Source organism: Devosia ginsengisoli, from assembly GCF_007859655.1.
Classification (GTDB): domain Bacteria; phylum Pseudomonadota; class Alphaproteobacteria; order Rhizobiales; family Devosiaceae; genus Devosia; species Devosia ginsengisoli.
Map to the genome: position 1 here is coordinate 3,096,580 of NZ_CP042304.1, position 23,312 is coordinate 3,119,891.

The 23,312-nt window shown below is 64.3% G+C and carries 22 protein-coding genes and 1 pseudogene; 6 read left to right on the forward strand and 17 right to left on the reverse strand.

Annotation, left to right across the window (positions count from 1 at the left end):
• Nucleotides 1–15 precede the first annotated feature (15 nt).
• The 5 genes from FPZ08_RS15050 to FPZ08_RS15070 all read left to right on the forward strand — a co-directional run bounded on the left by FPZ08_RS15050 (nt 16) and on the right by FPZ08_RS15070 (nt 4,732).
• Nucleotides 16–867, forward strand: a complete 852-nt coding sequence (locus FPZ08_RS15050; RefSeq protein WP_146290763.1) for an NAD-dependent epimerase/dehydratase family protein — start codon at nt 16–18, stop codon at nt 865–867.
• A gap of 317 nt (nt 868–1,184) precedes the next feature.
• Nucleotides 1,185–1,640, forward strand: coding sequence for a hypothetical protein (locus FPZ08_RS15055; RefSeq protein WP_146290764.1), 456 nt, complete (start codon nt 1,185–1,187; stop codon nt 1,638–1,640).
• A gap of 167 nt (nt 1,641–1,807) precedes the next feature.
• Nucleotides 1,808–3,037 (forward strand): polysaccharide biosynthesis/export family protein, encoded by a 1,230-nt coding sequence (locus tag FPZ08_RS15060; protein ID WP_146290765.1) that lies wholly within the window; start codon nt 1,808–1,810, stop codon nt 3,035–3,037.
• Between the two features lie 10 nt (nt 3,038–3,047).
• The gene (locus FPZ08_RS15065) at nt 3,048–3,839 is read left to right on the forward strand and encodes a family 16 glycosylhydrolase (protein WP_186767025.1); all 792 of its coding nucleotides are present in this window, start codon (nt 3,048–3,050) and stop codon (nt 3,837–3,839) included.
• Nucleotides 3,839–4,732, forward strand: a complete 894-nt coding sequence (locus FPZ08_RS15070) for a polysaccharide pyruvyl transferase family protein (protein ID WP_146290767.1) — start codon at nt 3,839–3,841, stop codon at nt 4,730–4,732. The genes FPZ08_RS15065 and FPZ08_RS15070 overlap by 1 nt, the downstream gene beginning before the upstream one ends.
• Here FPZ08_RS15070 and FPZ08_RS15075 read toward each other — a convergent pair.
• The 7 genes from FPZ08_RS15075 to FPZ08_RS15105 form a co-directional block, all read right to left on the reverse strand.
• Nucleotides 4,729–6,207 carry a lipopolysaccharide biosynthesis protein gene (locus tag FPZ08_RS15075; protein WP_146290768.1) on the reverse strand — a complete coding sequence of 493 codons (1,479 nt, stop codon included), beginning with the start codon at nt 6,205–6,207 and terminating at the stop codon, nt 4,729–4,731. The two genes, FPZ08_RS15070 and FPZ08_RS15075, sit on opposite strands and share 4 nt — an antisense overlap.
• A complete protein-coding gene (locus tag FPZ08_RS15080; protein ID WP_146290769.1) occupies nt 6,204–7,211 on the reverse strand; it encodes a glycosyltransferase family 2 protein in 1,008 nt (335 codons plus the stop codon). Before FPZ08_RS15080 ends, FPZ08_RS15075 begins: the two co-directional genes overlap by 4 nt.
• On the reverse strand, nt 7,201–8,448 hold the full coding sequence (locus FPZ08_RS15085; protein WP_146290770.1) for an O-antigen ligase family protein: 1,248 nt from the start codon (nt 8,446–8,448) through the stop codon (nt 7,201–7,203). The genes FPZ08_RS15080 and FPZ08_RS15085 overlap by 11 nt, the downstream gene beginning before the upstream one ends.
• A complete protein-coding gene (locus FPZ08_RS15090; RefSeq protein WP_146290771.1) occupies nt 8,445–9,638 on the reverse strand; it encodes a glycosyltransferase family 2 protein in 1,194 nt (397 codons plus the stop codon). The genes FPZ08_RS15085 and FPZ08_RS15090 overlap by 4 nt, the downstream gene beginning before the upstream one ends.
• A gap of 27 nt (nt 9,639–9,665) precedes the next feature.
• Nucleotides 9,666–10,046 carry a hypothetical protein gene (locus FPZ08_RS15095; protein WP_146290772.1) on the reverse strand — a complete coding sequence of 127 codons (381 nt, stop codon included), beginning with the start codon at nt 10,044–10,046 and terminating at the stop codon, nt 9,666–9,668.
• 10 nt (nt 10,047–10,056) lie between these two features.
• Nucleotides 10,057–10,674 (reverse strand): sugar transferase, encoded by a 618-nt coding sequence (locus FPZ08_RS15100; RefSeq protein ID WP_210246815.1) that lies wholly within the window; start codon nt 10,672–10,674, stop codon nt 10,057–10,059.
• Between the two features lie 439 nt (nt 10,675–11,113).
• Nucleotides 11,114–11,338, reverse strand: a complete 225-nt coding sequence (locus FPZ08_RS15105) for a hypothetical protein (protein ID WP_146290774.1) — start codon at nt 11,336–11,338, stop codon at nt 11,114–11,116.
• Nucleotides 11,339–11,714: 376 nt separating this feature from the next.
• On the opposite strand from FPZ08_RS15105, the gene galU reads away from it, so the two are divergent.
• Entirely contained in the window at nt 11,715–12,626 is a 912-nt protein-coding gene (gene galU / locus FPZ08_RS15110; protein ID WP_146290775.1) for a UTP--glucose-1-phosphate uridylyltransferase GalU, read from the forward strand.
• Between the two features lie 21 nt (nt 12,627–12,647).
• Here galU and FPZ08_RS15115 read toward each other — a convergent pair whose 3' ends face one another.
• The 10 genes and pseudogenes from FPZ08_RS15115 to FPZ08_RS15150 form a co-directional block, all read right to left on the reverse strand.
• Nucleotides 12,648–14,885 carry a Wzz/FepE/Etk N-terminal domain-containing protein gene (locus tag FPZ08_RS15115; RefSeq protein ID WP_146290776.1) on the reverse strand — a complete coding sequence of 746 codons (2,238 nt, stop codon included), beginning with the start codon at nt 14,883–14,885 and terminating at the stop codon, nt 12,648–12,650.
• Between the two features lie 11 nt (nt 14,886–14,896).
• Nucleotides 14,897–15,787: a glycosyltransferase family 2 protein gene (locus FPZ08_RS15120; protein ID WP_146290777.1), complete on the reverse strand. Its 891-nt coding sequence runs from the start codon at nt 15,785–15,787 to the stop codon at nt 14,897–14,899.
• 6 nt (nt 15,788–15,793) lie between these two features.
• Entirely contained in the window at nt 15,794–16,792 is a 999-nt protein-coding gene (locus FPZ08_RS22010) for a glycosyltransferase family 2 protein (protein ID WP_186767026.1), read from the reverse strand.
• Entirely contained in the window at nt 16,789–17,946 is a 1,158-nt protein-coding gene (locus tag FPZ08_RS22015; protein WP_186767027.1) for a glycosyltransferase family protein, read from the reverse strand. The genes FPZ08_RS22010 and FPZ08_RS22015 overlap by 4 nt, the downstream gene beginning before the upstream one ends.
• 58 nt (nt 17,947–18,004) lie before the next feature.
• On the reverse strand, nt 18,005–19,066 hold the full coding sequence (locus FPZ08_RS15130; RefSeq protein ID WP_146290778.1) for an alpha/beta fold hydrolase: 1,062 nt from the start codon (nt 19,064–19,066) through the stop codon (nt 18,005–18,007).
• A 10-nt stretch (nt 19,067–19,076) separates the two neighbouring features.
• Complete coding sequence (locus tag FPZ08_RS15135; protein WP_146290779.1) at nt 19,077–19,982, reverse strand: LysR family transcriptional regulator; 906 nt, start codon at nt 19,980–19,982, stop codon at nt 19,077–19,079.
• 74 nt (nt 19,983–20,056) lie between these two features.
• Complete coding sequence (locus FPZ08_RS22165) at nt 20,057–20,518, reverse strand: class I adenylate-forming enzyme family protein (protein ID WP_342780188.1); 462 nt, start codon at nt 20,516–20,518, stop codon at nt 20,057–20,059.
• A 45-nt stretch (nt 20,519–20,563) separates the two neighbouring features.
• Nucleotides 20,564–21,681, reverse strand: a pseudogene (locus FPZ08_RS15140) (class I adenylate-forming enzyme family protein); the annotation flags it as partial.
• A 6-nt stretch (nt 21,682–21,687) separates the two neighbouring features.
• The gene (locus FPZ08_RS15145; RefSeq protein WP_186767028.1) at nt 21,688–22,467 is read right to left on the reverse strand and encodes an ABC transporter permease; all 780 of its coding nucleotides are present in this window, start codon (nt 22,465–22,467) and stop codon (nt 21,688–21,690) included.
• 14 nt (nt 22,468–22,481) lie between these two features.
• Nucleotides 22,482–23,255 (reverse strand): ABC transporter ATP-binding protein, encoded by a 774-nt coding sequence (locus FPZ08_RS15150; protein ID WP_146290781.1) that lies wholly within the window; start codon nt 23,253–23,255, stop codon nt 22,482–22,484.
• Nucleotides 23,256–23,312: the final 57 nt, after the last annotated feature.

Consider the following 23,312-nt stretch of genomic DNA (forward strand, 5'->3'; position numbering starts at 1 on the left):
AACACTGGACAGAAAATGACCACCACACAGCATGAGAGAATCCTGCTTACCGGCGCCAGCGGCCTGGTGGGCAGCGGCATCCGGCCCTATCTCGCCGAACGCTTTGCCGAAATCGTGCTGCTCGACCGCGCCGCGCCGGCCGACTTGGCCGGCAATGAACGCGTGGTGGTCGGCGACCTGACCGACCGCGCCGTGCTGGCCGAGGCTATGGCCGGCGTTACCGGGGTGATCCACCTGGCCTGCGCGCATGGTTTCACCATCAGCTTCGAGGACACGATCGACAGCAATTATCGCGGGCTGGTGCGGCTGCTGGAAGCCTTCGTCACCGCCGGCGGCAGTCACTTCGTTTATGCCAGCAGCCATCACGGCTGGGGTTTCTACCCTCGTGGCGAGTTGGTGCAGGAAACCGATCCGCCGCGGCCCGATGGCTGGTATGCGGTCAGCAAGATTTTCGGCGAGGCGGCGGTGGCGCACCTGGCCAATGCGCATGGCTTCAGCGCGCTGTCGCTGCGTATCGGCAATTCCGGACCGGCGGTCACCGACGAGCGCTGCACCCATATGTGGACCAGCTTCCGGGACGTGGCCGACCTTGCCATCCGCGGCTTGCAGCGGCCTGAACTGGGGCACCGCGCCGTCTTTGCGACGGCCGATTGCGCCGAGCCATTCTTTGACAATAGCGGGCTCGCCGAGTTGGGTTTCACCACCAGCGATCGGCCGGAGAACAATCTGGCCCAGCCCTCGATAGCAACCGAGCCCAAGGCCGATGGCCTTATGGGCCTTGCGGTGGGCGGCGGTTATGCCGTCACCAACCTCAAAACCGATATCGCAACGTGGCAGCAGATCAATCAGGCCACGAGGCGTCGGTAATCGGTACCCGACCGACGTTATAACGGAGTCCTGCCAAGAAACGGCCGATCTTTGGTGTTGCAGATAACGTGCCCGTGAGGGTTCGCGCAACGAACAGAGAGACATGCCGATGACCCGGATCCGTTACACGCTGAGCGAAAGCGTGGGAGACCCCAAGGACTGGTCTTACACCTGGCAACTCCGCGACGACGTAACGCTCCAGGGCAATTGCGATTTCTGCGGCCAGGCCGAGCAGAGGCTGACCTATGAAGTGGCGCGGCAGGCGGACCGGATGTGGATCTGCCAGCGCTGCGTGGGCCGCTATCCGGTCGGGGGGCATGCTCGACGATTTCCGGCTGGGACCGCGTTCGGCAAGGGCGCAGATTCACGGGCTTACCGCGCGGCTCAAGCAGCAGACCTGCCACGATATTATCAGGGAAGTGCAGGCGGCGGTTGCCGACCCCGCCCTTGAAGAGGTGCTGGTCTATTATGGCCGAAACCTGCAACTGTCGCCGCAACGGGCGGCCGTGCTGTTCGGCGCGCTGCCGCAATTGCCGCGCCCCATCGATCCCCGTATTTTCGAGATTCAGAGCCGCAGCACCGCGCATCAGGAAGAATTCGGCGCGCTGGCCGAGGCGCAGCGTAGCAGCGTCTGGCCGGCTTTGTCGCCGGTGCAGAAGCGGCGGTTGACGGCCCTCGGCTTCGCTCCTTCCGGCGCCGGCACTCGCAAATCCGCGCGCAGCCAGTCCGCAACCCCATCGCGCAGTTGGCCGCCTCGCGCATATCTGCCGTGACCGGACCGGCAGGCTCCGAACTGGGCAGAAAAACATCGTAAAATCAAAGTCTTGTAGAGCTATCTCCCGGCCTGGGCGGCGAGCGTCTGCTGCGGCCTCCGCCCCATTGAGAGCATGATCCTTGCCGACGATTGGCGCATCGCTGCCAGACCTAAGGATGGGGATATATGCGGACTGCCCCGGACCATTTTCGCTCCATTGCCCGGCTCGTCGCCCTGGGTGCCCTGATGACCTTCGCGGCCGGAGCCGCCGGGGCCAATGAGCCCTACATGCTGGGCGTTTCCGACAGGATCGCCATCAAGGTCGTGCAATGGAAGGCGGTCGATTCCACCTTCGAGGAATGGACGGCGCTGGGCGGCGAATATGTGGTCGGCGCCGATGGCAATGTGAACTTCCCCATGGTCGGCGCCACTGCCGGCGCGGGCAGGACATCCGCGGAACTGGCGGCCGAACTCGGCTCCGGGCTGCAGCAGGCCCTTGGCCTCACCACCGCACCGACCGTTACGGTGGAAGTGGCCGAGTATGGACCGGTCTATATTTCCGGCGATGTGGCCGCGCCCGGCGAATACCCCTTTGCGCCCAACCTGACCGTGGTCAAGGCGCTGGCTCTGGCCGGTGGCGAGCGGCGCAGCGCCGAAGCCACGGCCCGTCCCGAACGCGAAATGCTGAACACGACCGGCGCCTTGCAGGTGCTGGAAGACGAATATGATCGCCTGCTGGTCCGCCGCGCACGGCTCGATGCCGAACTGGCCGGGCAAAGCGAGATCACCGTGCCGCCGGAACTGGAAGGCAAGCCCGATATCGACAGCGTGGTGGCTGCCGAAAAGGCCATACTCGACGCCCAGACGCGGCAGGCCGAAGCCCAGTCCACTTCGCTGACCGACCAGGTCGGCTTGCTCACCAGCCAGATCGAGGCTTTCCAGCAGAAGCAGGGCGGCACCGAAACCCAGCTGGTGGTCGCACGCGAGCAGCTCGACAAGATCACGGCGCTCTCCGATGACGGCCTGGCTCTGGTCTCGCGCGTGGCCTCGCTCCAGACCAATGTCGCCGATCTCGAAGCGCGCCTGCTCGACACGCAGACCGCCGCTCTCCAGGCGCAACAGGATATTGCGGCGGCCAATCGCGAGCAGGCCAGGCTTGCCGACCAGCGCATTTCCGACCTGTCGCTGGAGCGGCAGACCGTGGATGGCCAGATCAGCGCCCTGGCGCTCAAGATCGCCACGCAACGCGGCCTGGTACAGGAGGCCGCGCTCTATACCGGCGCCGCTATGCCCGGCGATGCCGCGCCGAGCTACACTTACGCGATCATTCGCAATGGCGAGGAAATTGCCGCCGATCTCGGCACTCTGTTGGCTGCCGGCGATGTCGTCGTCGCGCGCCTCACGCTTGCACCTTGAGGAAACCACTATGACAAAGAGGATTTGGCTCGCCGCGCTGGCAGTGGCAGCGGGGCTCGGCACCACGCCCGTGCTGGCGCAGGATGGCGCTTTTTTCGACGATTTCGACCAGCTCGACCAGTCGCGCTGGTATGTTTCGGATGGCTGGAACAATGGCGCGCACCAGAACTGCACCTGGTCGAGTGACCAGGTCACCGCCACCGGCGGCATGCTGCATGTCGGCTTTGCGCCCGTTCCGAAAGGCGAGCGGCAATATCGCTGCGGCGAGTTGCAGACGCGCGCCGCCTATGGCTTCGGCACCTATGAGGCGCGGCTGAAGACGCCCGGCGGCTCGGGGCTCAATGCGGCTTTCTTCACCTATATCGGGGCCCAGCAAGGCAAGCCGCATGACGAGATCGATTTCGAAATCCTGCTGCGCGACACGGGCAAGGTCGATACGACCACTTTCGTCAACGGCATCAGCGGCGATGGCGAGACCGGCAGCGGGCAGAGCCACGCCCTGCCCCATAAGTCGGACAGCGACTTCGTCACCTTCGCCTTCACCTGGGAGCCGGACGAATTGCGCTTCTATATCGACGGCGAGCTGGTCCGCACCATGACCGACAAGGCAACCATTCCCAGCAATCCGCAGCGCATCTTTTTCAGCCTGTGGGGCACGGACACACTGACCGACTGGATGGGGCCATTCGCTGCGGTCGACGCGCCCATCGCCATGGATGTCGACTGGGTCGGTTTCACACCTTTGGGCGCGGACTGCGCGTTCGACGCCTCCATTCTGTGCCAAGCCAACGGGGACGAGTGATGAAGCTGGTATTCTTTCGCGGCAAGGTGCCCAATTTCGGTGACGAGCTGAACCTGCATGTCTGGCCCGCTCTGCTGCCCAAGGGCTTTCTCGATGACGACGCGAGCGAGCTTTTCGTCGGCATCGGCTCCATTATCGGCGATCATCTCGATCCGGCGGCGCGCAAATTCGTCATGGGCTCGGGCTATGCCGGCTATATGGGCCTGCCTGACGTGCATGACGGCAGTTGGGATATCCGTTTCGTGCGCGGCCCCAATACGGCCAGGACGCTCGGCATCGATCCGGGCCTGTCCATCTGCGACAGCGCCGTGCTGCTGCGGGCCATGGACCTGCCCGAGCGGGACGAGAGCGTGGGCATCGCCTTCATGCCGCATTACGAGACGCTGGAGCGCGGCGACTGGGCCCAAGCCTGCCGCCTGGCCGGCATGACGCTGATCGATGCCACCGATCCGGTGGAAAAGGTGTTGAGCCAGATCCAGGGCGCGCGGCTGCTCATCACCGAGGCCATGCATGGCGCCATTGTCGCCGATGCGCTGCGCACGCCATGGATCGGCGCGCGGCCGATCTATGGCGGGCACCACAAGAAGTGGTTCGACTGGTCGGGCGCGCTCGACCTCGATGTGCGCCTCAACCCGCTCAAGCCGTCCAGCGTGCTGGAATATTACATTTCCCGCACCGGGCGCGGCGGCGCGCTGGGCAAGGTGGGGCGCTTCAGTGCCTCGCCACTCGCCGCATTGCCCAATCGTATCCTGACCCAGATCGCGGCCCAGCATTTGCAGGCCATGGCGCGTCTCGAACCCCAGCTCAGCGATGATCCAAAGATCGTCGAGGTTACCGAGCGCGCTCGCGACGCCGTGGACGCCTTCGTGGCGAGCCGCCGGGCGGTGGCCTAGCGGCGGCGCAGGAAGCCGACCAGCCGCCCGAGCCGCTCGCGGCCGAACAGCAGGATGACGGCGCCGTAGCTCAAAGCTGCGGCGCCGATTGTCATGCTGAGGCGCAGGACGACATCGGCATTGGCCAATTGCTGCTGCACCAGCCAGCCGGCGCCCGCCATGACAGCGGTGGCCAGGATCGGCAGGGCGAAGGAGCCGAGATAGGCGAAGGCCGAAACCCGCAACAGGCGCACCACCATATGCACCGAGGGCAGCCACATCAGCCCGTTGAGGATGACCAGCGAGACGGTGAGCGGCACGAGGCCCCAGCCTGAAAACAGGAAGATGTAGAGCACCGTCACGACCTGCTTGCCGAGGATGTAGTAGAACCACAGATCGGCCTGGCCCTGGCTGCGGATCAGCGAGGACTGGAGTACGCCGACGGCGGTCAGGATGCCCAGGGCGCAGAAAGCCTGCACCACCGGCACCGCTTCCAGCCAATGATCCCCAAAGGCCAGGGGGATGAAATCGCCCGCCACCAGCGCCAGCCCGGCAAAGACTGGGAAGGCCACGACCGAGGAGGCAAAGGTCCCCAACAGATAGGCCTCGCGCAGCTTGGCCGGCTCGCGCTGCATGGAGGAAAGCAGCGAATAGGACACCAGGTTGAGCGCGCCGGAAATCAGGTCGGTGAGAATCTGGAAGATGCGGCGGGCAAAGCCATAAAGGCCCAGCCAGACCGGGCCGAGCAGCACGCCGATCAGCAATTGATCGAGGCTCAGCGTAGAAATGAAATGATTGCCGGTCGAGAACAGGCCGAACGCCCTGAGATCGCCAAGAGCGCGCCAATCGAAGCGCAGGCGGGGCAGCCATCGGGCGGCGGCCAGCGCGCCGATGCAGGTGGTGACCGAGGAGGCCAGTTGCGAGGCCGCCAGCGCCCAGAGCCCGAAGCCGAACCAGAGCAAAGCCAGGCAGACGACTGCAGCCACCAGCGAGGCAAGCGTGGTGCGCAAGGCGAGCATCTTGAACGACATGGTGCGCACCAGCAGCGCATTGGGCACGGCGGCCGCCATGTCGAAAATCACGCGCAGGGAAATGAACGGAATGAGCAGCAGCAGCGGCGCTTCGCCCGTGGCGCCGACGATGAAGGGACCAGCGAGGCAGAGCGCGGCATAGATCAGCAGTGCCGCCCCGAGGCAGAGCCAGAACACCGTATCGAGGTGGATAGCCGCAATGGCCCGCCGCTGGATCAGGGCTTCGCGGAAGCCGGCCGGGGCGACGGCGAGGCCAACCGTGGCGATGCTGGTGGCAAAGGCGACGATACCGAATTCGGCCGGGCTCAACACCCGCGAGGTGGCGAGAAAGACCAGCAGGCCCAATACCGCCGGCACGAGGCTGCTGACCAGCGACCAGATCGCGCCCTTGATGGCGGCCGAAGCGCGACCGGTCGCAAGGTGATCGAGCCGGGAGCCGCCGCGCGAATCTGCCGCCAGGGTCATGCGGGCCCGGCGCCGTGCCGCAAGCCGTCGCGCGAGGCGACGAAGCGGGTGAAATCGGGCGTGACGCGGCCGAGCAGGCGGATCATCAGGCCCCGCAGGCGGAGCTTGACGGCTTCGAGGGCCGGCACGTGGCCGATCAGGCGCGCACCGATCAGTGCCTTGCCCACATTGACGGCACGGAGGCCGGTGGGCGTGGCGAAACGCGGATCCTGCATGAAGCGGGTGCGCTGCTCGTGGCTGGCTTCGCGCCAGACCTTGCGGCGCAGGGCCTGCACGGCGCGCTTGAGATCGAGCTCGCGCCGCAGATAGCCGGCGGCCAGCCCGGCATTGCGCGTGGTCTGTTCGGCATTTTCCGCCCAGACTGCGAGGGGCTGCATGGCGACATAGACGGGTTCGACGATCGAATAGGTCCGCAGATATTCCTGCAGCGTTGCGGTGCAGGCATACTGGATTTCGAGCGGCGAGATGGCGCGCACCGACCAGAACAGCCCGCCATTGGACACGCCAATGCCCGCCAGCAGGGACATGCGGAAATCGCCTTGCTGGTAGCGGCCCTCGGTGAACAGCTCGTCGAGCACGCCGCTGGTGCCGACCCGTGCCTCTGGCGTGCCACTGGCATATTCGAAGAACTGGTTGCGCAGCACGATCTCGACGCCCTGCTGCCGCGCCAGCGCGATATTGGCGGCGCAGAATTCGGGCAGGATGAAATTGTCGTCCTCGACGACGCAGAAATATTCCGCGCCATGCGGATTTTCCGCAGTGAAGCAGTGGTCGATATTGCGCGAGGCGAAGAGCTGCGGCGTGTTGGGCGTGTAGCGGATGCGCGGATCACCCAGGGCGGCGACCACGGCGCGGCCGGCCTGGTCCGGATCGTCGTCATAGACGTCGCAGACCCAATTCGGCCAGCTTTGGTCGAGCATGGATTGCAGCGCCCGGCGCAGGGCTTCGGGGCGTTTATAGGTCGGGGTGCGGATATGGACGAGGCCGGATCGGTTATCGGGCATGGCTCAGCAAGCCTCCGGGATGGATTTGCAGGCGCTCGGCCCGGTTGCGCCGCAAGGCGATGAGGCCCTGGCAGGCATAGATCAGCGTCGCGACGCCCATGATCGAGCGAATGGAGAATTCGAAGAACACTTCCACCTCGATGAAGCTGCGCAGGATCATCAGCGCCTGCAGCGACAGCAGCAGCGCATTGGCGGCATTGGGCCGGGCGAAGGTGTAGATGGCCATCAGGATGGCGCCGCCATACATGATGGCGATCTGGAGCCCGAGACCGATCAGGCCGATCTCTACGGCATTGGAAATATAGGTGTTGTGGAAGTTGAAGCCGGCGCCCGAGGGCACGTCGAACATGGCCCAGAGCTGTTCGGCCGGCCCAAAGCCCACCACCCAGAACGAGCGATAGCCCAGCCCCTGCAAGGGTCGCTCTGCGATATAGCTCAGACCCAGCGCCCAGAGATCGGTGCGGCCGGTCAAGGTCGGATCCTTACCCGACCCTTCCAGCACTTCGGCCAGCAGCGCATCGCCCGCCACCAGCACGAAGAGGCCGAGCGCGGCGACACCCAGGGCGATCATGACCGCGAGAAACAGCCTTTGCATGCCGGTCAGGCGATCGATCAGCAAAGTCAGCGGCAGGATGGCAAGGCATGGCGCCACCATCAGGATGGCGCCGGCCGACTGCGCCAGCACCAATAGCGGCCCGGAGGCCAGCGCGCCGGCGAGGCCGGTGAGACGCAGCCAGAGCGGGGTTTCCCGATCGGCCGCGACGGCGGCGGCCACCAGCACGAACACCGCCATATGGGCGGCAAAGGCATTCTTGCTGCCGAAGACGCCGAGCCAGGCGCCGCCCGTTCCGGTGCGGCCAAAGCCGATGCTGGCGAGCACGCCGATGCCATAGACCACGAACATCAGCCGCATCAGCGTGCGGGTCGAAAGCCGCCCGGTCATGACGATGGCGAAAACCAGAGTGAAGGCCAGTTGCACGCCATAGCGCAGCGAATTGACCGGATAGAGCGACCATAGGGCAGTCAGCATGCAATAGGCGGGCAGCAGCAGCACGAACCACCAGCGCATGACCGAGTCCATGCTCTGCTGGATATTGCTGATCATCAGCAGGCCGGCACAGCCCATGAAGGTCAGCGCGGCGAGCGGCCCGAACATGGCGTTCAGCACCAAGGCCGCGAAGGCGCCGAAGACCAGGATGGTGGCCAGGCTGATGGTGATCTGCTGCCGGGGGATCATGACGGCTCCCGCACGACTTCGGCCTCGGGGATGAAGCCAGCGGCATAGCGGCCGGCCGCATCGAGCGGAATGCAGCGAATGGCGCCGAGGCCACGGCGGGCCGCCAGTGCGCGCCAGACCTGGCGCGGGCGTGGGGCCGACCAGTCGGTCGCGGCGGCGGGAAGATAGGCCGGCACGGGATCGGTGGTTCCGGCCGTTTCGGATGCGCCCAGCATGAGGAGCGGCGAGAGCTGATGCGGTGGCAACACTTGCCGACGCCCCCTGCCCTCGTTGAACGAGCGCCAGAGCCGTCGCACATGGTTGGGATTGCCAGCCAGCGCGGCCAGTGCCGCCGGCCAGCGCCGCGTTTTGATGCTGGCCACCAGCCGCTCATAGCTCAGGCCCTGCCGCAAATTGCGCAGCCGTTGCGCGAAGGCGGCCGACAGGGCCGGGTCCAAGGGAGCATGGGCATCGACCAGCGCCTGTTGGCGGGCGACCATCGCTTCCATGTCCGCGATAGGAAGCCGGTGCGAGATGGAGCCGGAATGGCGGCGATAGAGATAGAAGGGCTCGGGCACGACCAGCAGGCTTGCGCCATCCAGCAGGAGGCGCAGGACAAGGTCGTAATCCTCCCCGATGCGCAGCTTTTCGTCATAGCGCAGTGCGCCAAGACGGCTCGAGCGGATCATGGGTTTGAGGTAGCCCAGAGCCGGGGAGCCATCGACGCCAGCACGCACCCATTGCTCGGGCGAAACCACGAAGCAGCGGTCAGTACCCTCGCCCAGCATCAGCCGTGGCGCCGTCCCGTCCTCGAAAAACAGCAGCAGGTCATCGGCGACGATATCGGCATCATGCTGCCCGGCGGCGGCCAGCAGGCGCTCGAAACGCTCGGGATGGATGATGTCGTCGGAATCGACAATGGCAATCCAGTGCCCGCGCGCCATGTCGAGCGCCCGATTGCGGCAGCGCGCCGGCCCGCCATTGGCCTCCGCCGTCAGCAGGTGAACGCGACTATCTTCCGCCATCAGGCGGCTGATATGGGCGAGGCTGGTGTCATTCGAGCCATCGTCACTGACGATCAGTTCGAGATCGGCCATGGTCTGTGCCAGCACCGAGCGCATGGCGGGGATGATGCGGTCGCCAGCCTGATAATTGGCCATGACCACGGAAACGAGCGGAGCGGCCGGCCGGCCATGGGCAGCAGAATTCATCGCATTTCCCTGCTCGGGCTGACCCGTTCAGGCGGCGCCATTTCCCGTGACGGCAGAGGTCGCCACCTCGCCATCGAGCTCGGTCATCAGCTCGGCGAATTTGCCGATCTGCACGTCGAGCACCTGCAGCCGCCGCCGGGCATTGGCCGCATTCTGCTCGGCCGACCGGATGACGGTTTCATCGGCAGCGGCACGGGTGCCGTAATCGCCCGACGTGTCGATCATGGTCGCGGCCTGGGCATGGTAGAGGTCGAGGCGTTGCTGCAGGCCATCGCGTTCGCGCCGGGCATCGCCCAGCGCCATGGCGATGGCATTGCGGACGGTTTCGAGCCGCACCTGATCGGTTTCGGCGTCGCGTCCGGGATTGCGAATGCGGAAGGCACGGGGGCGTAGGGAAAAAACCGCCATTGCAGGTCTCCTATCGGCTGCCGGTCCTGAAGGCGACCACCTTCACCGTCTTGACGAGGATGAACATGTCGCCCAGGAAGGACCATTCGCGGACATAGCGGCAGTCGAGCTGCACGCGCTGGTCGTAATCGACATCGCTGCGGCCGCTCACCTGCCAGAGGCCGGTAATGCCGGGGCGAACGGCAGCATAATGGTCAATCTTGTCGGCATAGCGGATCACCTCGTCCTCGACGATCGGACGCGGCCCGACAAGGCTCATGTCGCCACGGATGACGTTGATGAGCTGGGGCAATTCGTCGAGGCTGGTGACGCGCAGGAAACGGCCGAGCCGCGTGATGCGCGGATCGTCGCGCAGCTTCTGGGAAGCCTCCCATTCGGCCCGCGCCTGCGGGAAAGCCTCCAGGTGTCGTCGCAGCGCTTCCTGGGAATTGACCACCATGGAGCGGAATTTGAGGCACCGGAACCGCTTGCCGTTCTGCCCGACCCGCTCATGAGCGAACAGGATCGGCCCGCGATCGGTCGAAAACATGATGACGGCGATGAAAAACATGGCGGGCAGCGCAAAGACCAACATGGTCGACGCTGCCACGACATCGAAAGCCCGCTTGGCAGTGCCTTGGCGAGGCATACCGGCACTTGACGAAGAGTTCGAAGACCCGAGGTCGGCGTTGCTAATCGACATGACATTCTCTCTCAGATTGGCCTTGAGAGAAGAGGGGTTGCCAAGCGCACGGCGCTCGATCGAGACCACATCCTCAGACTCCAGAACGGACTTCGGACTCCCGTCCGAAGACGCCGCTTCTGCTGGCCGCCGGCCCGGGGCCATTGGTGACATGAGGGGAGGCAAACATGCGGTTGAAAGCGTGGCAACGCTTGGCATGCATGGCTGTCATTCAGCCCTGCGCCATAAAATCCCCTAAAATGGAGGATGCTTAGATATTACAAATCAGTGACTTAAGTAGACGCAGGCGGGTGCCCGCCCATTCTACTGTCTAGATATCGCCTCGGGACGCGCCATGCGTCAGGCACAAGTATCCATCTGGTTCATTGTCGTCCCAGCCGCGAAACTACAGGCTGAACAAGAACACCAGGCCATTCCACAGCAGGTAGATGCCGACCCAGGCCAGTGCCATCACGCCGATGGCCACGAGCCCCCACGGCCAGGCAAGGGACGGGCGGGCATTCGTTGCCGGCGCAGCTAGCGCTGGCGGCTTTTGCGCCGGGCCTTCCTCTGGCCGCTTGCCTTCCACGGATTCCTCCCCGTCGCCTTCAACTGGCGAAACGTCATTCAAGGGCACGGCGCCCCAAGCGCCATGGCAGCCCCTAAGCCACTACCAGCGCCGGGTAAATACAATCCTTGCGGGCACATTAAAATGGCCCCGGCTTCACGTCTGCGTCACACCCGTTCGCCCGGCCGGGCGCTTTACTTGCCACCGTGGGCTATAAGCCTGCCAATACATCGCACGATTTCAGAACAATTGTGAGCCGCGCACGAACAGAACTCGCCCAAATTCGGCAATTCGATGAAAATGCGCCCAAGTTTGGACAAAGAGACCCAACAGCAAAACTGCAATCGAGCCATGCCGAAATATCAGTCGAATTGCCTGGATCGACTTGCATCAGCATGGTCCATTTGACACGTAAGTTACACATCACCAGGAGAAGGTCATGGTAAAACGCGTCAAGACTGCCGTCTTTCCGGTCGCTGGGCTTGGAACACGTTTTCTGCCGGCAACCAAGGCAATGCCGAAGGAGATGCTGACAGTCGTGGACCGGCCACTCATTCAATATGCCGTCGATGAAGCGCGCGAGGCGGGAATCACCCACTTCGTCTTCGTCACCGGCCGCAACAAGGGCGTCATCGAGGATCACTTCGATCGCCAGTTCGAGCTGGAAACGACGCTGGAACAGCGCGGCAAGCAGGCCGCCCTTGCCGAGCTGCAGCAGGACCTGCCCTCGGCCGGCCGCACCAGCTTTACCCGGCAACAGGAACCGCTCGGCCTGGGCCATGCCGTCTGGTGCGCGCGCGAGATTGTCGGCGACGAACCCTTCGCGTTGCTGCTGCCCGACATGCTGTTCAAGGCGCGCCGCGGCGTGCTGAAGCAGATGATGGAAACCTATGAAGAGACCGGCGGCAATGTGCTCGCCGTCGAGCAAGTGCCGCAGCAGGACGTTTCATCCTATGGCGTGGTGGGGCGTGGTGCCGGTGACGATTCCGGTTTCCGCATTTCCGGCATGGTGGAGAAGCCGAAGCCCGAAGAGGCGCCGTCCAACCTCATCATCTCGGGCCGCTATATCCTGCAGCCGGAAATCTTCAACCTGCTGGCTGACCAGCCGCGTGGCGCCGGCGGCGAAATCCAGCTCACCGATGCCATGCAGACACTGATGCAGAGCCAGCCTTTCGTCGGCGTCCAGTATGAGGGCCAGAGCTTCGATTGCGGCTCCAAGATCGGCTTTCTCACCGCCAATGTCGCCTATGCGCTTGATCGCGAAGACATCGGCGACGACTTCCTCGCCGCTCTGTCGAGGATCGGGCTGCACAATGCGCTGATCGACGGCTTCCGGATCGCAGCCGAATAGACCCGAGCCCAGACGGCGCCTTTAGTTGGGCGCCGTCTGCTCGATCTGCTTGATGCTGGCCTCGCCGCGATAGGCGAACCTTTCGAGGCCGCCCATTTCGGTGAATTTGGGCAGGGTGCCGAGATCGACCTTGTTGAGCACCACGCCGATAATGTGATCGGCCAGTTCCGGCTCGCGATCGAGCATGGTGCGGATGAGTCGGCGCGGGGTCTTGCCCCATTCGGCCACCAGCACGCTGGCATCGGTGAACGGCAGGACCGAGAGCGCATCGATGACCGGCCCCAATGGCGGCAGGTCGATGATGACATAATCGAACTGCCCCCGTGCCTCGGCCAGAACCTTCTGCATGGCAATGCTGGACAGATCGCCGCCGCCGGCTTCGGGCGCCGCGGCTGATAGCGTGACCATGCCCGTATCGTGATCGGTCACGGCAACCTTGCGCCAATCGCCCTGCTGCGACGGCATGATGCGCGCGGGCAGCCCGGGGCGGCCGCCGATATCGGCATCGACCAGCAGGACGCGTGCGCCGATGGCGGTCAGCATTTCGGCCAGCGAGAGCGCAAAGGTCGACTTGCCCTCCTCGGGCAGCACCGACAGGACGCCCAGCACGGCCGTGCCGCGATCCGCCATCGGCTGGAGCACCAGGCGGGTCGATTTCAGCGCCTCGATATAGGGCGCGCCCCAGCGCCGGCCCATGCGTGACATCAACGCGCCACGCACCAGGGTGCGGATACGCTTCTGTTGGTCGGCCGGCGAAGCGCCATCGATCTGGAGGCGTGGGACATAGCCCAGGAAGCGCATGCCGAGCTGCTGGCGCACCTGTGCGCCGGTGCGGAAGCCGCGCTCGCGCAACTCGTTGAGCATGGCCAGAACCGCGCCCATGAAGCAGCCGGCAATCAGCGCCGCCGCCAGCGTGACCAGGGTCCGCGGGCTGGACGGCGCGTCCGGCAGCAGGGCGTCGGTGACGATACGCACCGAGGGAATGGGGAAGCTCTGGCGCTGTACCGCCTCCTCATAGCGGGCGAGATAGCTGTTATAGAGCGTGCGCAATGCGTCGGAGCGCTGCTGCAATTCGTTGAGGCGCACCTGTTCCTGGCTCACCGCGCCGGCGCTCTGGCCCTCGGCGTCGATATCGCTGCGCAAGCCCGCTTCCTGCTGCTGGGCGATGGCGAGCTGGGTGCGGTATTGCGCGTCGATATTCTGCAGCAGCGCGAAGATGCGGCCATCGAGTGCCGATCGTTCGGCACTGAGCGTGGCGATCTGCGGATGCTCGGCGCCATAGCTGGTTTCGATTTCGGCAATGCGGCTGTTGAGCACGGCCGCCTGGTTGCGCAATGTCGCGATTTCGGCCGGATCGGTCTGCGAGCCGCTGAGCAGCGAAATATAATCCGAAGCCCGTTCCGGTCCCGCGGCGACCACACTTTCCAGCTGGCTGGACAGGGCGCGCAAACGCGCGGTCTCCGCCTGCGCCTCGGCAAGCTGGTTCGAAAGGGATTCGATGCGCCTGGTGGTGAGGTCGCGATCCTGGCCCACTGTCAGGCCGGTCTGCTGGCGGTATTGCTCGATGGCCAGGCTCGCCTGGCGCTGGCTCTCGCCGATTTCCGCCAGCCGCTGCTGCAACCAGTCGGCTGCCGCGCTGGTGGCTTCGAGTTCGGCATTGAGCTGGTCCTGCAGCAGCGCGCGCGCATAGGCGCTGGAAATACGCTGCGCCAGTTCCGGCGTGGCGGCCTCGTAGCCGACGCGAATGATCGCGCTGCGCCCCATGCGGTCCACCTGCACATTGGCGCGCAGCAAGCCCACGACCTCGTCGAGGCTGGCCTCGAGCACCGCCGGGCGCTGCGACGGCCCCATGCCGACGAGGCTTTTCACCCGCTGCGAGAAGGACGGCGGCGGATTGAGGAATTCCTGGTCCGTCATGAGGTTTTCCGCCTCGGCCACCGTCTTGGCGACCCGGCTCGAGCGCAGCACCTCGATCTGGTTGAGCACCTGCGCTTCGAGATCGGTGGCGCTGGTGGGCGTGGCCGCGCCTTCGCTGGTCACCTGTTGCAGGTTGCGATCGATCAGGATCTGTCCGGCCGAAACATAGCCGCGCGGCGCCAAAGCCAGATAGATCCCCGCCAGAAGCACGGCGGCACCGATGCACAGGCCCAGCACCAGCGCCTGCCGGCGCAGCAGCGCGAAGATGCGATCCAGATCGATGGTCTTGAGGTCCGTGGGCTGCGGCGGCAGCATTTCCGGATAGCTGGTTCGGTCAAGCATGGGAGCTCCGATCAGGGCGCGGCGGGCAGGCCGTAATGTTCGGCCTGGCGCAGGCCCAGAATGCCGCGCGCCACGCCCATATGGAGCACGGCGCGCAGCCAGTTTCGGCGCCGCAGCACCGGCGAAAAGGCCGTGAAACCCGTCATGACACAGCAATAGGAAATCTTGGCGGCAACCAGCGGCAGGCTGCGCAGCGGCGAAGTGTCCATCAGCATGCCATGCGTCTGGCCAAAGCGCAGGCGGCGGCGGACCAGCCAGGCCATGGTGGCGCGTTCAGCCGGCACCGGCTCTTCCACCACGGCGTCGGGTGCATAATCGATGGCACCACCCAGCGCGGCGAGACGATAGAAGAAATCGGTGTCCTCGCCGCCCGAGCGGCCCAAAGCGAGGTCGAAGCGCAGCGAGTGGAACGGCGCGGACCAGCGTATGAGCATGTTGCAGGTATAGCCGGTGCGAATGCGGCCCGAGACGAAGACCGGCAGGGTCGAATGGAAATCCCCCCGCACCATCCAGGCCGGCGCATCATCGCCATAAATGGCACGAACCGGCCCCAGTACGGCGGAAGCGCCACTGCGTTCGGACTGGGAAACAAGCGCGACCAGCCAGCCTGGTGTCACCACCTCGTCGTCATCGATGAAGGCGACATAATCGGCGTCAGCCGCATCGAGACAGGCATTGCGGGCGATGCAGATATTGGCCGCGGGGGCATGCACATAGCGCACCGGAAACGGCAGCTCCGCCGCCAGCTCATCCACCAGGGGCTGCGCCGAGGGCGCGGCATCATTATCGGCAATGACGATCCTGACCGCATGTCCGGCAGTCTCCAGCACGGCGATGGAGCGCAATGTGTCGGCCAAAGACGGGCGGCGAAAGGTACAGATGCAGATATCGATGCTTACCATGCCGCCTCACACCGCTTCGCGCCGGAACGGGCGCTGGAGAACATGCAGCCAGAAGCCGGACGACCAGGCGAAATGCATGATCATCGCGGCCCAGCCGACCAGGGGAGACAGCCACATAGGCATGCCATATTGCGGGTAATATTTCCGCGCCGCATGGACGCCCAGCGCAATGCAGCCAATGCCCCACAAAGCCAGCGGTACGAGGAAAGCCCAGTGCCAGATGGACAGACCCGCCAGCAGCACGACCGGCAGGATGGCGAGCGGCGCCATCTGCCGCAGGCGTGGCCGCATGCGATGCTTGATGATGTTGGCCGCCCTGCCGCCACCGTAGCCGAAATATTGCCGGAACAGGCCCGCCATCGTGTCCCGCGGGCAATAGATCATGCCGGTGCGGTCCGTGAGCCAGATCACGTTGCCGGCCTGGCGCAGGCGATAGTCGAGCTCGGCATCCTCGTTGAAGCGAAAGCTCTCGTCATAGCCGCCCACGGCGCGAAACGCGGCGACGCGCATCAGCGCATGGTGGCCATGATCGACCGGCCCCGCCGCCTTGCCGGTGCGATGCGCCGATCCGCCGGTGCCGATGGGTGAATTCTGCGCCGTCGCCACCGCCCGCTGGAACGCCGCATGGCCCTCCGTGGTCATCGGCACGACCACGCTGCCCACCCCACGCTCCTCGGCCTCGGCAACCAGCGTCCGGCAATAGTCACCCGGATAGCTGCCATGGGCGTCGATGCGGATGAGGTAGTCCATGCCGGCGCCGAAACTGGCCACCGCCAGGTTGATCGCGGCGGACTGAATGCGGCGCGGATTGTGAATGAGCGCGATGCGCGGCGCTGTCGCGGCTTTGCCGGCGACAATACCGGGCGTGCCATCGCTGCTGCTGCCATCGGCCACGACGATGCGTGCATCCAGCGCCTCGGCCTCGACCAGCAGTGCGTCGAGCAGCGGTCCGATATGCCGGGCCTCGTTGAGCGTGGGGACGATGATCAGCGTTTTGGCGCTCATTCCGCCGCCTCCAGCGCTGGGCTATCAACAGGGGCGTCTATCAACCGGCCCACCAATTGCCTGCATTCCGCTTCGGTGCAGCGGAACAGGCGCTGATCGAGCTGCGCCACGGCTTCGGCCAGGGCGCGCAGCCGCTCCGGCGTCATGCCGGAAAAGAGCGCGACCAGCGTTTGATGCTCGATGTCAGGCACGATCACGCCGATGCCGAGCCGCTCGATATAGGCCGCCATCTCGGTGCCCTGCAGCGCAATGGGAATGGCGCCGTTGAGACACCCCTCGTAGAGGCGGTTCGGCAGCAGCCAGCTAGAATTCTGCCCTTCCTCGAACAGATCCACGGCCCAGACAAAGTGGATGGCCGAATAGAGGCTAGCCAGATCGTCGGGATAGGCGTAGGCGCCGCCATAGGTGAGATGCCGCGCGGCAGTGACCGTGCCGTGGAAATCGGCAAACTCCGTGAGCGCCGGCCGGCCGCGCAGCGTAACTTCGATGCCGCCAGCAAAGGCCTCCGCCAACCCCTGCAACGCGGCGAGCGACTTGTTGCAGCGCAGCGCCCCGAACCAGCCGATCTGAATCCGCTGCGTCTCTCCGGCCAGACCGGGATTGCGTCCCGTTTCAACCAGGTCGGGCGCGAAGACCTTGTTTTCGACCAGCATGACCGGCGGCGGCGATTGGCTGGCAAAATGGTTGGCGACAAAGGCCGGTGAACTGGTGACGAGCCAGTCGGCCTGGCGCATCAACCGCCGCTCCGTCGCCCGCATCGCGCCGCCGATTCCGTCCTGCCGCAGCATCAACCGGTGGATATCGAGGCATTCATAGACCAGCGCAGGCGCATCGGGCCAGATCGGCAACAATCGATTGGCCACAACAAGCATTTCGAGATTGCGTGCCACGATGACATCGGGCCGCGCGAAGCCTTTCGCCCAGCCTTTCGCCCTGCTGCCCGCGCGCAAGGTGGCGAACAGGCGCTGCAACATGCGCGCATCATGGGTGATGTCGAGCTCGACCACATTGGCCAGCGGCAAATCCGCCGGCGGTGCATCCGCCCGACGAAACCCCGCAATATCCACCTCGGCCCCGCCCAGGCGAAACATCGCCACCCGCCGCGACACGGCCGGATCGGACAGATTGGGCACCAGATAGAGGATTCTCGGCAACGACGCGCCTCCTGCCAGGGGGAAACCACCTGCTTCGGTTAAGCGGCGTGCAGCACAGCTACGCCTGTCCCGGGACGGACTGCCACGGAAGGCGACAAGTTGAGAATGGGAGCCTCATGCGGTCAACGGCCTGGCACGTGACACAACCATGCGCCCCGCACATACCCAAAATACGCCTTAATCGCGCGAGGCCACGTCCCGTGGCTGAAGCCAGGGCTCCAGCACAATTCCAGGGTTCAGGACGAAACCGCGGCTTTGAGGGCCGAGACGAGGCGCAGGGGCTGGTCGACCATGACATGATGTCCGGCATCAATGATTTCGCAGGACCGCGCGGATGGTTGCGCTTCGAGAATCGCGGCAAACTCGTCCGTGGAAACCACCGCTGACCGTGCGCCACGGATAAAACTAAGGGGGTCGTAACGGTCTCCAGCAGAGCCCCGACGTCGCCCATGCTACGATTGGCGCTCAAGAAAGGGTCGAACCGCCAGGTCCAGCCGTGCTCCACCTGCTTGAGCGACTGGCGGGCGATATAGTCTGCAATGAAAAGATTGTCCGTCGGTTGCTCCGGCAGAAAGCGGAAGCGTCGAAGCGCCGTGTCCAGGTCAGGATAGATGCGATGAGCGCGGGCTTTTTGTGCCGTCATCTCGCTGACCCGACGCTTGAGCGACAGCAGGCCGGAATCGACGATGACCGCACTGGAAAACTGACTACGCGTCGTCGCCATCGTTGTGACCGCGACGGCGCCACCGTAGGAATGTCCAACCAGAACAGGGGGCGTTCCGGACAGCTGAAGTCCCGCTGCATCGGCAACCGCCACAACCTCCTCGACATAGCCGGTCGCCGTATAATGCGTTCGCCAACCCGACCGCCCCATGCCGGACAGGGACAGGCTGGCCACGCGGAACTGTTCGGCAAAGAAGGGAGCGATGAAGGCCCACCAATGCGCATTGGCGCCGTGACCGGGCACCAGCAACAGCCCCGGAGCGCCGCGCCGCCCCCAGGTGAGCATTTCAATGGCAACGCCGTTCACATCAACGAAGCTGGTTTCAGCTTCGGCAGCAAGAGCCTGCTCGAACCACGAGGGTCGAGCATAGCGAACGTCTCCTGCCAGCAAGGTCATGTTTCTGGTCCTACTGCTCGAGGGCCTTATGGGCGGTGGTGATTGCGTTGCGCAACAGCGCAATCAGCGGCTGCGCGGCCAGGCTGACGTCCTTGTTCGGAAGTGTCGCCACCACCAGCATGCGCGAAATAGCCGGCTCCACCAACCGATAGGACCGCAATTCCTGGCGCCGGGCGTCGGTCGGAAAAGCGCAAAGCGGCATGAGCGTGGCCCAGCCCGGCCGGCCAATAACCTGAAACACCGTCGCCATGGAATCGATCTCGATAGTGGGGCGATAGGTCAGCCCGACCCGCGCGAATTCAGTATCGATCAGACTGCGCAGCTGATTGCCGCGCGCTGGCGTGACGATGTGAAATCGGTCGATCTCGGCGCCTGCGACACTGTCGGCCTGATGGTCGGTATTCTTGCTCATGACCACGATCAGCGGCTCAACGGCGATGGGCTCACATTTGAGGCGCTTATCGACCTCGTTGAGCGACAGAATTGCGAAGTCGATGACGCCCTCATTCAGCCATTCGATGAGGTTGGCGCTATAACCTTCGCGCAGCTTGATATTGACCTCGGGATACTTGCTGACGAAATCGAGCAGCACATTGCCCATGACCGCCTGGGTCACCGAGGATTGGACGCCTACCGTTAGGTTTTCCGAGGGCACCCCGCTATATTCGCGCAACGCCTTGTTGACGGCCTCGGTATTATCCAGAGCCTTGATGCAAAGCGGATAGAGGCGCCGGGCTATGGCATTGGGAATGACGCCGTTGGCGGTGCGGTCAAACAGCTTGACCTTGTAGTCCGCCTCGATCTTGCGAATCTGCTGACTGACGGCGGGCTGCACCACGTGGACGCGTCGCGCCGCCTTGGTGATGCTCTGTTCCTCATATAGGGCAACGAAATACTTCATTTGCCGCTGATCCATCGTCGCAACTCCCGGGCACTGCCGCCTGTATCATGTCGGCTTATACAGGCCGCCGGCCGAACCGGCCAACGCGTCTAAAGCGCGCTCAACCCAAAGTGCAGCACGGCATGCTCGGCCAACCGCCTCTTGATGATCTTCGAACTGGCCGTCATGCCGATATCTTCGAAACCGGAAACAAAGGCCAGATAGCGCGGGACCTTGAAGCCGGCCAGTCGCTCGGCACACCAGGCGATCAGTTCGACTTCGCTGACCGCTACGCCGGGCAGCAGAACGACGAAGGCTGCCACCACCTCGGTCAGGCGAGCATCGGGCACGCCGACCACCTGGGCCAGCTTGACCGCGGGATGGCCATGCAGGATGTTCTCGACATCCGCCATGGCGACATTTTCACCCCCGACCTTGATGATGTCCTTGGTCCGTCCGACGAAAGCCAGCCGGCCGTCCTCGGTCATCACGCCCAGATCGCCCGTATGCAGCCAGCCGTCCTTGTCGACAACCTTGGCGGTTTCGTCCGGCTGGCCGAAATAGCCAGTCATGACGTTCCAGCCGCGCACGAGGATTTCGCCCGGCGCGCGGGCCGGCAGCGGGTCGCCGCTTTCCGGGTCGACAATGGCCACATCGAGCCCGACATGAGGGCGCATCAGGCCGGCCATCTTGTCATCCGCACTATCCCACCAGGCCGACATGGCGATGTTGGAGGCTTCCGACATGCCATAGGCCATGGCGAGCTCTGTAGCGCCGAAGCGTGTGGCGATCCGTTCATAGACCGAAGGCGACACCGCGCCCCACCCCCGCGCAGGCGCAGCTGGCGCTGATCCACGTCCTCGTGGTTGAGCAGCATCATCCACAGCGTGTCATTGCCCGAAAATAACGTGCAGCACTCGACTTCCGCCAGCGCCAGTGCCTCTCCGGCATCGAAGCGCTCCATCGTCACCAGCTTGGCCGCGTGCTGCAGCGCCGCGAGAATGGACAGCGTGCTGCCCGAAATATGGAAGAACGGCCTGGCGCTCAGATAGGACGCTCCCGCACGCAGGCCGAACATCAGCCCGGCCGTATAGGCATTCCACAGCATGGCCCGCTGGGTCAGTACCGCTCCCTTGGGGAAGGCAGTAGTGCCGGACGTATACTGGATCAGCAAGGGGTCGTCGGGATTGCCGATTTCAACGATCGCCGCGTCATTCGCGCTGTCACGCAGCAGGGCGTCGGCCCCCAAGGCGGCAGCGGGAATATCATTCCCAAGCACGATCATCGTCCGCAGGTCAGGCAGTTCAGGCCCAGGCAGCACCGTGTCGATGGCCGGCAGCAGTCCGCGTAGCATGGCAATGAAGTCGATCTTGAGGAAGCGATCCGCCACCAGCAATGTCGAGATGCGCGACTGGCGCAGGATGAACTCGATCTCGGTCGGCTTGAGCCTGGTATTGACCGGTACAGCCACAGCGCCAAGCAGGCCGATGGCGAAGAACGCCGCCACCCAGTCGAGCCCGTTGCCCAGGCATAGTCCGACATGATCGCCGGGCCGTACCCCGGCCCGATGCAGCGCCCTGCCCCAGTGTCGGGCCAGTTGCTGCATCTCGCCAAAACGCGCGCGGGCACTGCCGCAGACCAGATATTCTTCGGCGCCGGCCAGCGCGGTTGCCCGCGCCAGGGCCTCGGCAATGGTGCTGGGGGTACCCGCCAGCGCCGCAAGGGGCGAGGACATGTTCACCTAGACTTTGACCTGCTTGGCTTCCTGCGGGATCCAGAACAGCAGGCGCTGGCGCATGAACTTGACAGAGAGGCTGAACAGCAGGCCCAGTGCCACCAGAATGAGCAGGATGGCAAACACGGCCGGGATATTCATCTGGAACTGCGCCTGCACCAGCAGCACGCCCAGCCCCTTTTCGGCACCGACAAATTCGCCGACGATGGCACCCAGCAGCGACACTACGATGGCCAGTTCAAGCCCGGTCAGGATATTCGGCAGCGCAGCGGGAATATAGAGATGGCGCAGGGTGGCGCTTCGCGGCGCCCCGATGGCCCGGAATAGTTCCAGGTTATCCCGGCTGACCGAACGCAGGCCGGTAATGGTATTGACCAGCATGGGGAAGAAGCACAGCAGCGCCACGACGATGATCTTGGAGGTCAGTCCGAAGCCGAACCAGATCACCAACAGCGGCGCCAGCGCCACCTTGGGCATGCATTGCAGCGCCACGATGTAGGGATAGAACATCTTCATCAGCAGGCGCGATTGCGACAGCACGACGCCAAAGGCCAGGCCGAGGCCGCCACCGATCAACAGGCCGACCAGGGCTTCGAGCAGGGTCACCAGCCCATTGTCGAAAAATACCGCCAGGGTGCGCGGATCGGCAAAGACCGAGACGACGCGCGACAGGCGCGGCAGGACAAATTCGGGGATGCCGAACAGCGTCGGCGCATATTCCCAGATCAGGGCTACGAATACAAACAGTATCAGCGGCGCGAGCTTGTATCCCAGATTGTCTTTCATGAACCTGCTTTCCATTAGTCGATTGCCAGCTTGGTGAAATAGGGACGGATTCGGTTGGCGAGAGCACCGAATTCAGGAGAGCCTATCAGTTCGGGCAATCGTTCCTCGGGCAGGTCGATCTGGATATCATCGACGATTTCGCCCGGCCGCTTGCTCATGACCAGCACGCGCGTGGACAGAAACACCGCCTCCTGGATCGAGTGAGTCACCAGCAGCACGGTTTTACGGGTGCCGCGCCATATCTGGTTGAACAGCACGTTGATGTTTTCCCGCGTCAATGCGTCCAGCGCGCCGAACGGCTCGTCCAGCAGCAGGCAGCTCGGGTCGCCAATCAGCGCCCGGCAGATTGAGACGCGCTGCTGCATCCCGCCCGACAACTCAGCCGGATAGCGCTTGTCGAAATTGGTCAGGCCAAGCGAATCCAGCAGCTCGAAGGCGCGCGCGCGATCCTGCGCCGTTACCCTGCGCTTCACCTGGATGGGCAGCAATACATTTTCCAGCACCGTCTTCCAGGGCAGCAGCACCGCGCCCTGGAAGACGAAGCCGACATCTTCACGCGGTCCGGTGACGGGCGACCCACGCAATTCAATAGAACCGGCTGATGGCTCGATCAGCCCGCCGATCATCTTGAGCAGCGTGGTCTTGCCACAACCGCTCGGCCCCACAATGGAGACGAAATCGCCGTTCCTGATATTGGTGCTGACCGCAGAAAGGGCGGGCACTTGGCCACCGGCCGTCGCATAGGTCTTTACGACCGCATCGACCTTGATGATCGCGTCGTCACTCATGTGTGGGATACCTGTCACTGTTTCCTAGCGCCGGCCCGGCGGAGCCGAGCCGGCCAT

Excerpts from the sequence above, each read along its gene's own strand:
- FPZ08_RS15070 (WP_146290767.1), top strand. The coding sequence starts at position 3,839 with ATGAAGCTGGTATTCTTTCGCGGCAAGGTGCCCAATTTCGGTGACGAG.
- FPZ08_RS15095 (WP_146290772.1), bottom strand. The coding sequence starts at position 10,046 with ATGGCGGTTTTTTCCCTACGCCCCCGTGCCTTCCGCATTCGCAATCCC.
- FPZ08_RS15130 (WP_146290778.1), bottom strand. The coding sequence starts at position 19,066 with ATGACCTTGCTGGCAGGAGACGTTCGCTATGCTCGACCCTCGTGGTTC.
- FPZ08_RS15055 (WP_146290764.1), top strand. The coding sequence starts at position 1,185 with ATGCTCGACGATTTCCGGCTGGGACCGCGTTCGGCAAGGGCGCAGATT.
- FPZ08_RS15150 (WP_146290781.1), bottom strand. The coding sequence starts at position 23,255 with ATGAGTGACGACGCGATCATCAAGGTCGATGCGGTCGTAAAGACCTAT.
- FPZ08_RS15090 (WP_146290771.1), bottom strand. The coding sequence starts at position 9,638 with ATGAATTCTGCTGCCCATGGCCGGCCGGCCGCTCCGCTCGTTTCCGTG.
- FPZ08_RS15080 (WP_146290769.1), bottom strand. The coding sequence starts at position 7,211 with ATGCCCGATAACCGATCCGGCCTCGTCCATATCCGCACCCCGACCTAT.
- FPZ08_RS15060 (WP_146290765.1), top strand. The coding sequence starts at position 1,808 with ATGCGGACTGCCCCGGACCATTTTCGCTCCATTGCCCGGCTCGTCGCC.
- FPZ08_RS15065 (WP_186767025.1), top strand. The coding sequence starts at position 3,048 with ATGACAAAGAGGATTTGGCTCGCCGCGCTGGCAGTGGCAGCGGGGCTC.
- FPZ08_RS15135 (WP_146290779.1), bottom strand. The coding sequence starts at position 19,982 with ATGGATCAGCGGCAAATGAAGTATTTCGTTGCCCTATATGAGGAACAG.
- FPZ08_RS15145 (WP_186767028.1), bottom strand. The coding sequence starts at position 22,467 with ATGAAAGACAATCTGGGATACAAGCTCGCGCCGCTGATACTGTTTGTA.
- FPZ08_RS15085 (WP_146290770.1), bottom strand. The coding sequence starts at position 8,448 with ATGATCCCCCGGCAGCAGATCACCATCAGCCTGGCCACCATCCTGGTC.
- FPZ08_RS15100 (WP_210246815.1), bottom strand. The coding sequence starts at position 10,674 with ATGCCTCGCCAAGGCACTGCCAAGCGGGCTTTCGATGTCGTGGCAGCG.
- FPZ08_RS15050 (WP_146290763.1), top strand. The coding sequence starts at position 16 with ATGACCACCACACAGCATGAGAGAATCCTGCTTACCGGCGCCAGCGGC.
- FPZ08_RS22010 (WP_186767026.1), bottom strand. The coding sequence starts at position 16,792 with ATGAGCGCCAAAACGCTGATCATCGTCCCCACGCTCAACGAGGCCCGG.
- FPZ08_RS22165 (WP_342780188.1), bottom strand. The coding sequence starts at position 20,518 with ATGACTGGCTATTTCGGCCAGCCGGACGAAACCGCCAAGGTTGTCGAC.
- FPZ08_RS15120 (WP_146290777.1), bottom strand. The coding sequence starts at position 15,787 with ATGGTAAGCATCGATATCTGCATCTGTACCTTTCGCCGCCCGTCTTTG.
- FPZ08_RS15075 (WP_146290768.1), bottom strand. The coding sequence starts at position 6,207 with ATGACCCTGGCGGCAGATTCGCGCGGCGGCTCCCGGCTCGATCACCTT.
- FPZ08_RS15115 (WP_146290776.1), bottom strand. The coding sequence starts at position 14,885 with ATGCTTGACCGAACCAGCTATCCGGAAATGCTGCCGCCGCAGCCCACG.
- galU (WP_146290775.1), top strand. The coding sequence starts at position 11,715 with ATGGTAAAACGCGTCAAGACTGCCGTCTTTCCGGTCGCTGGGCTTGGA.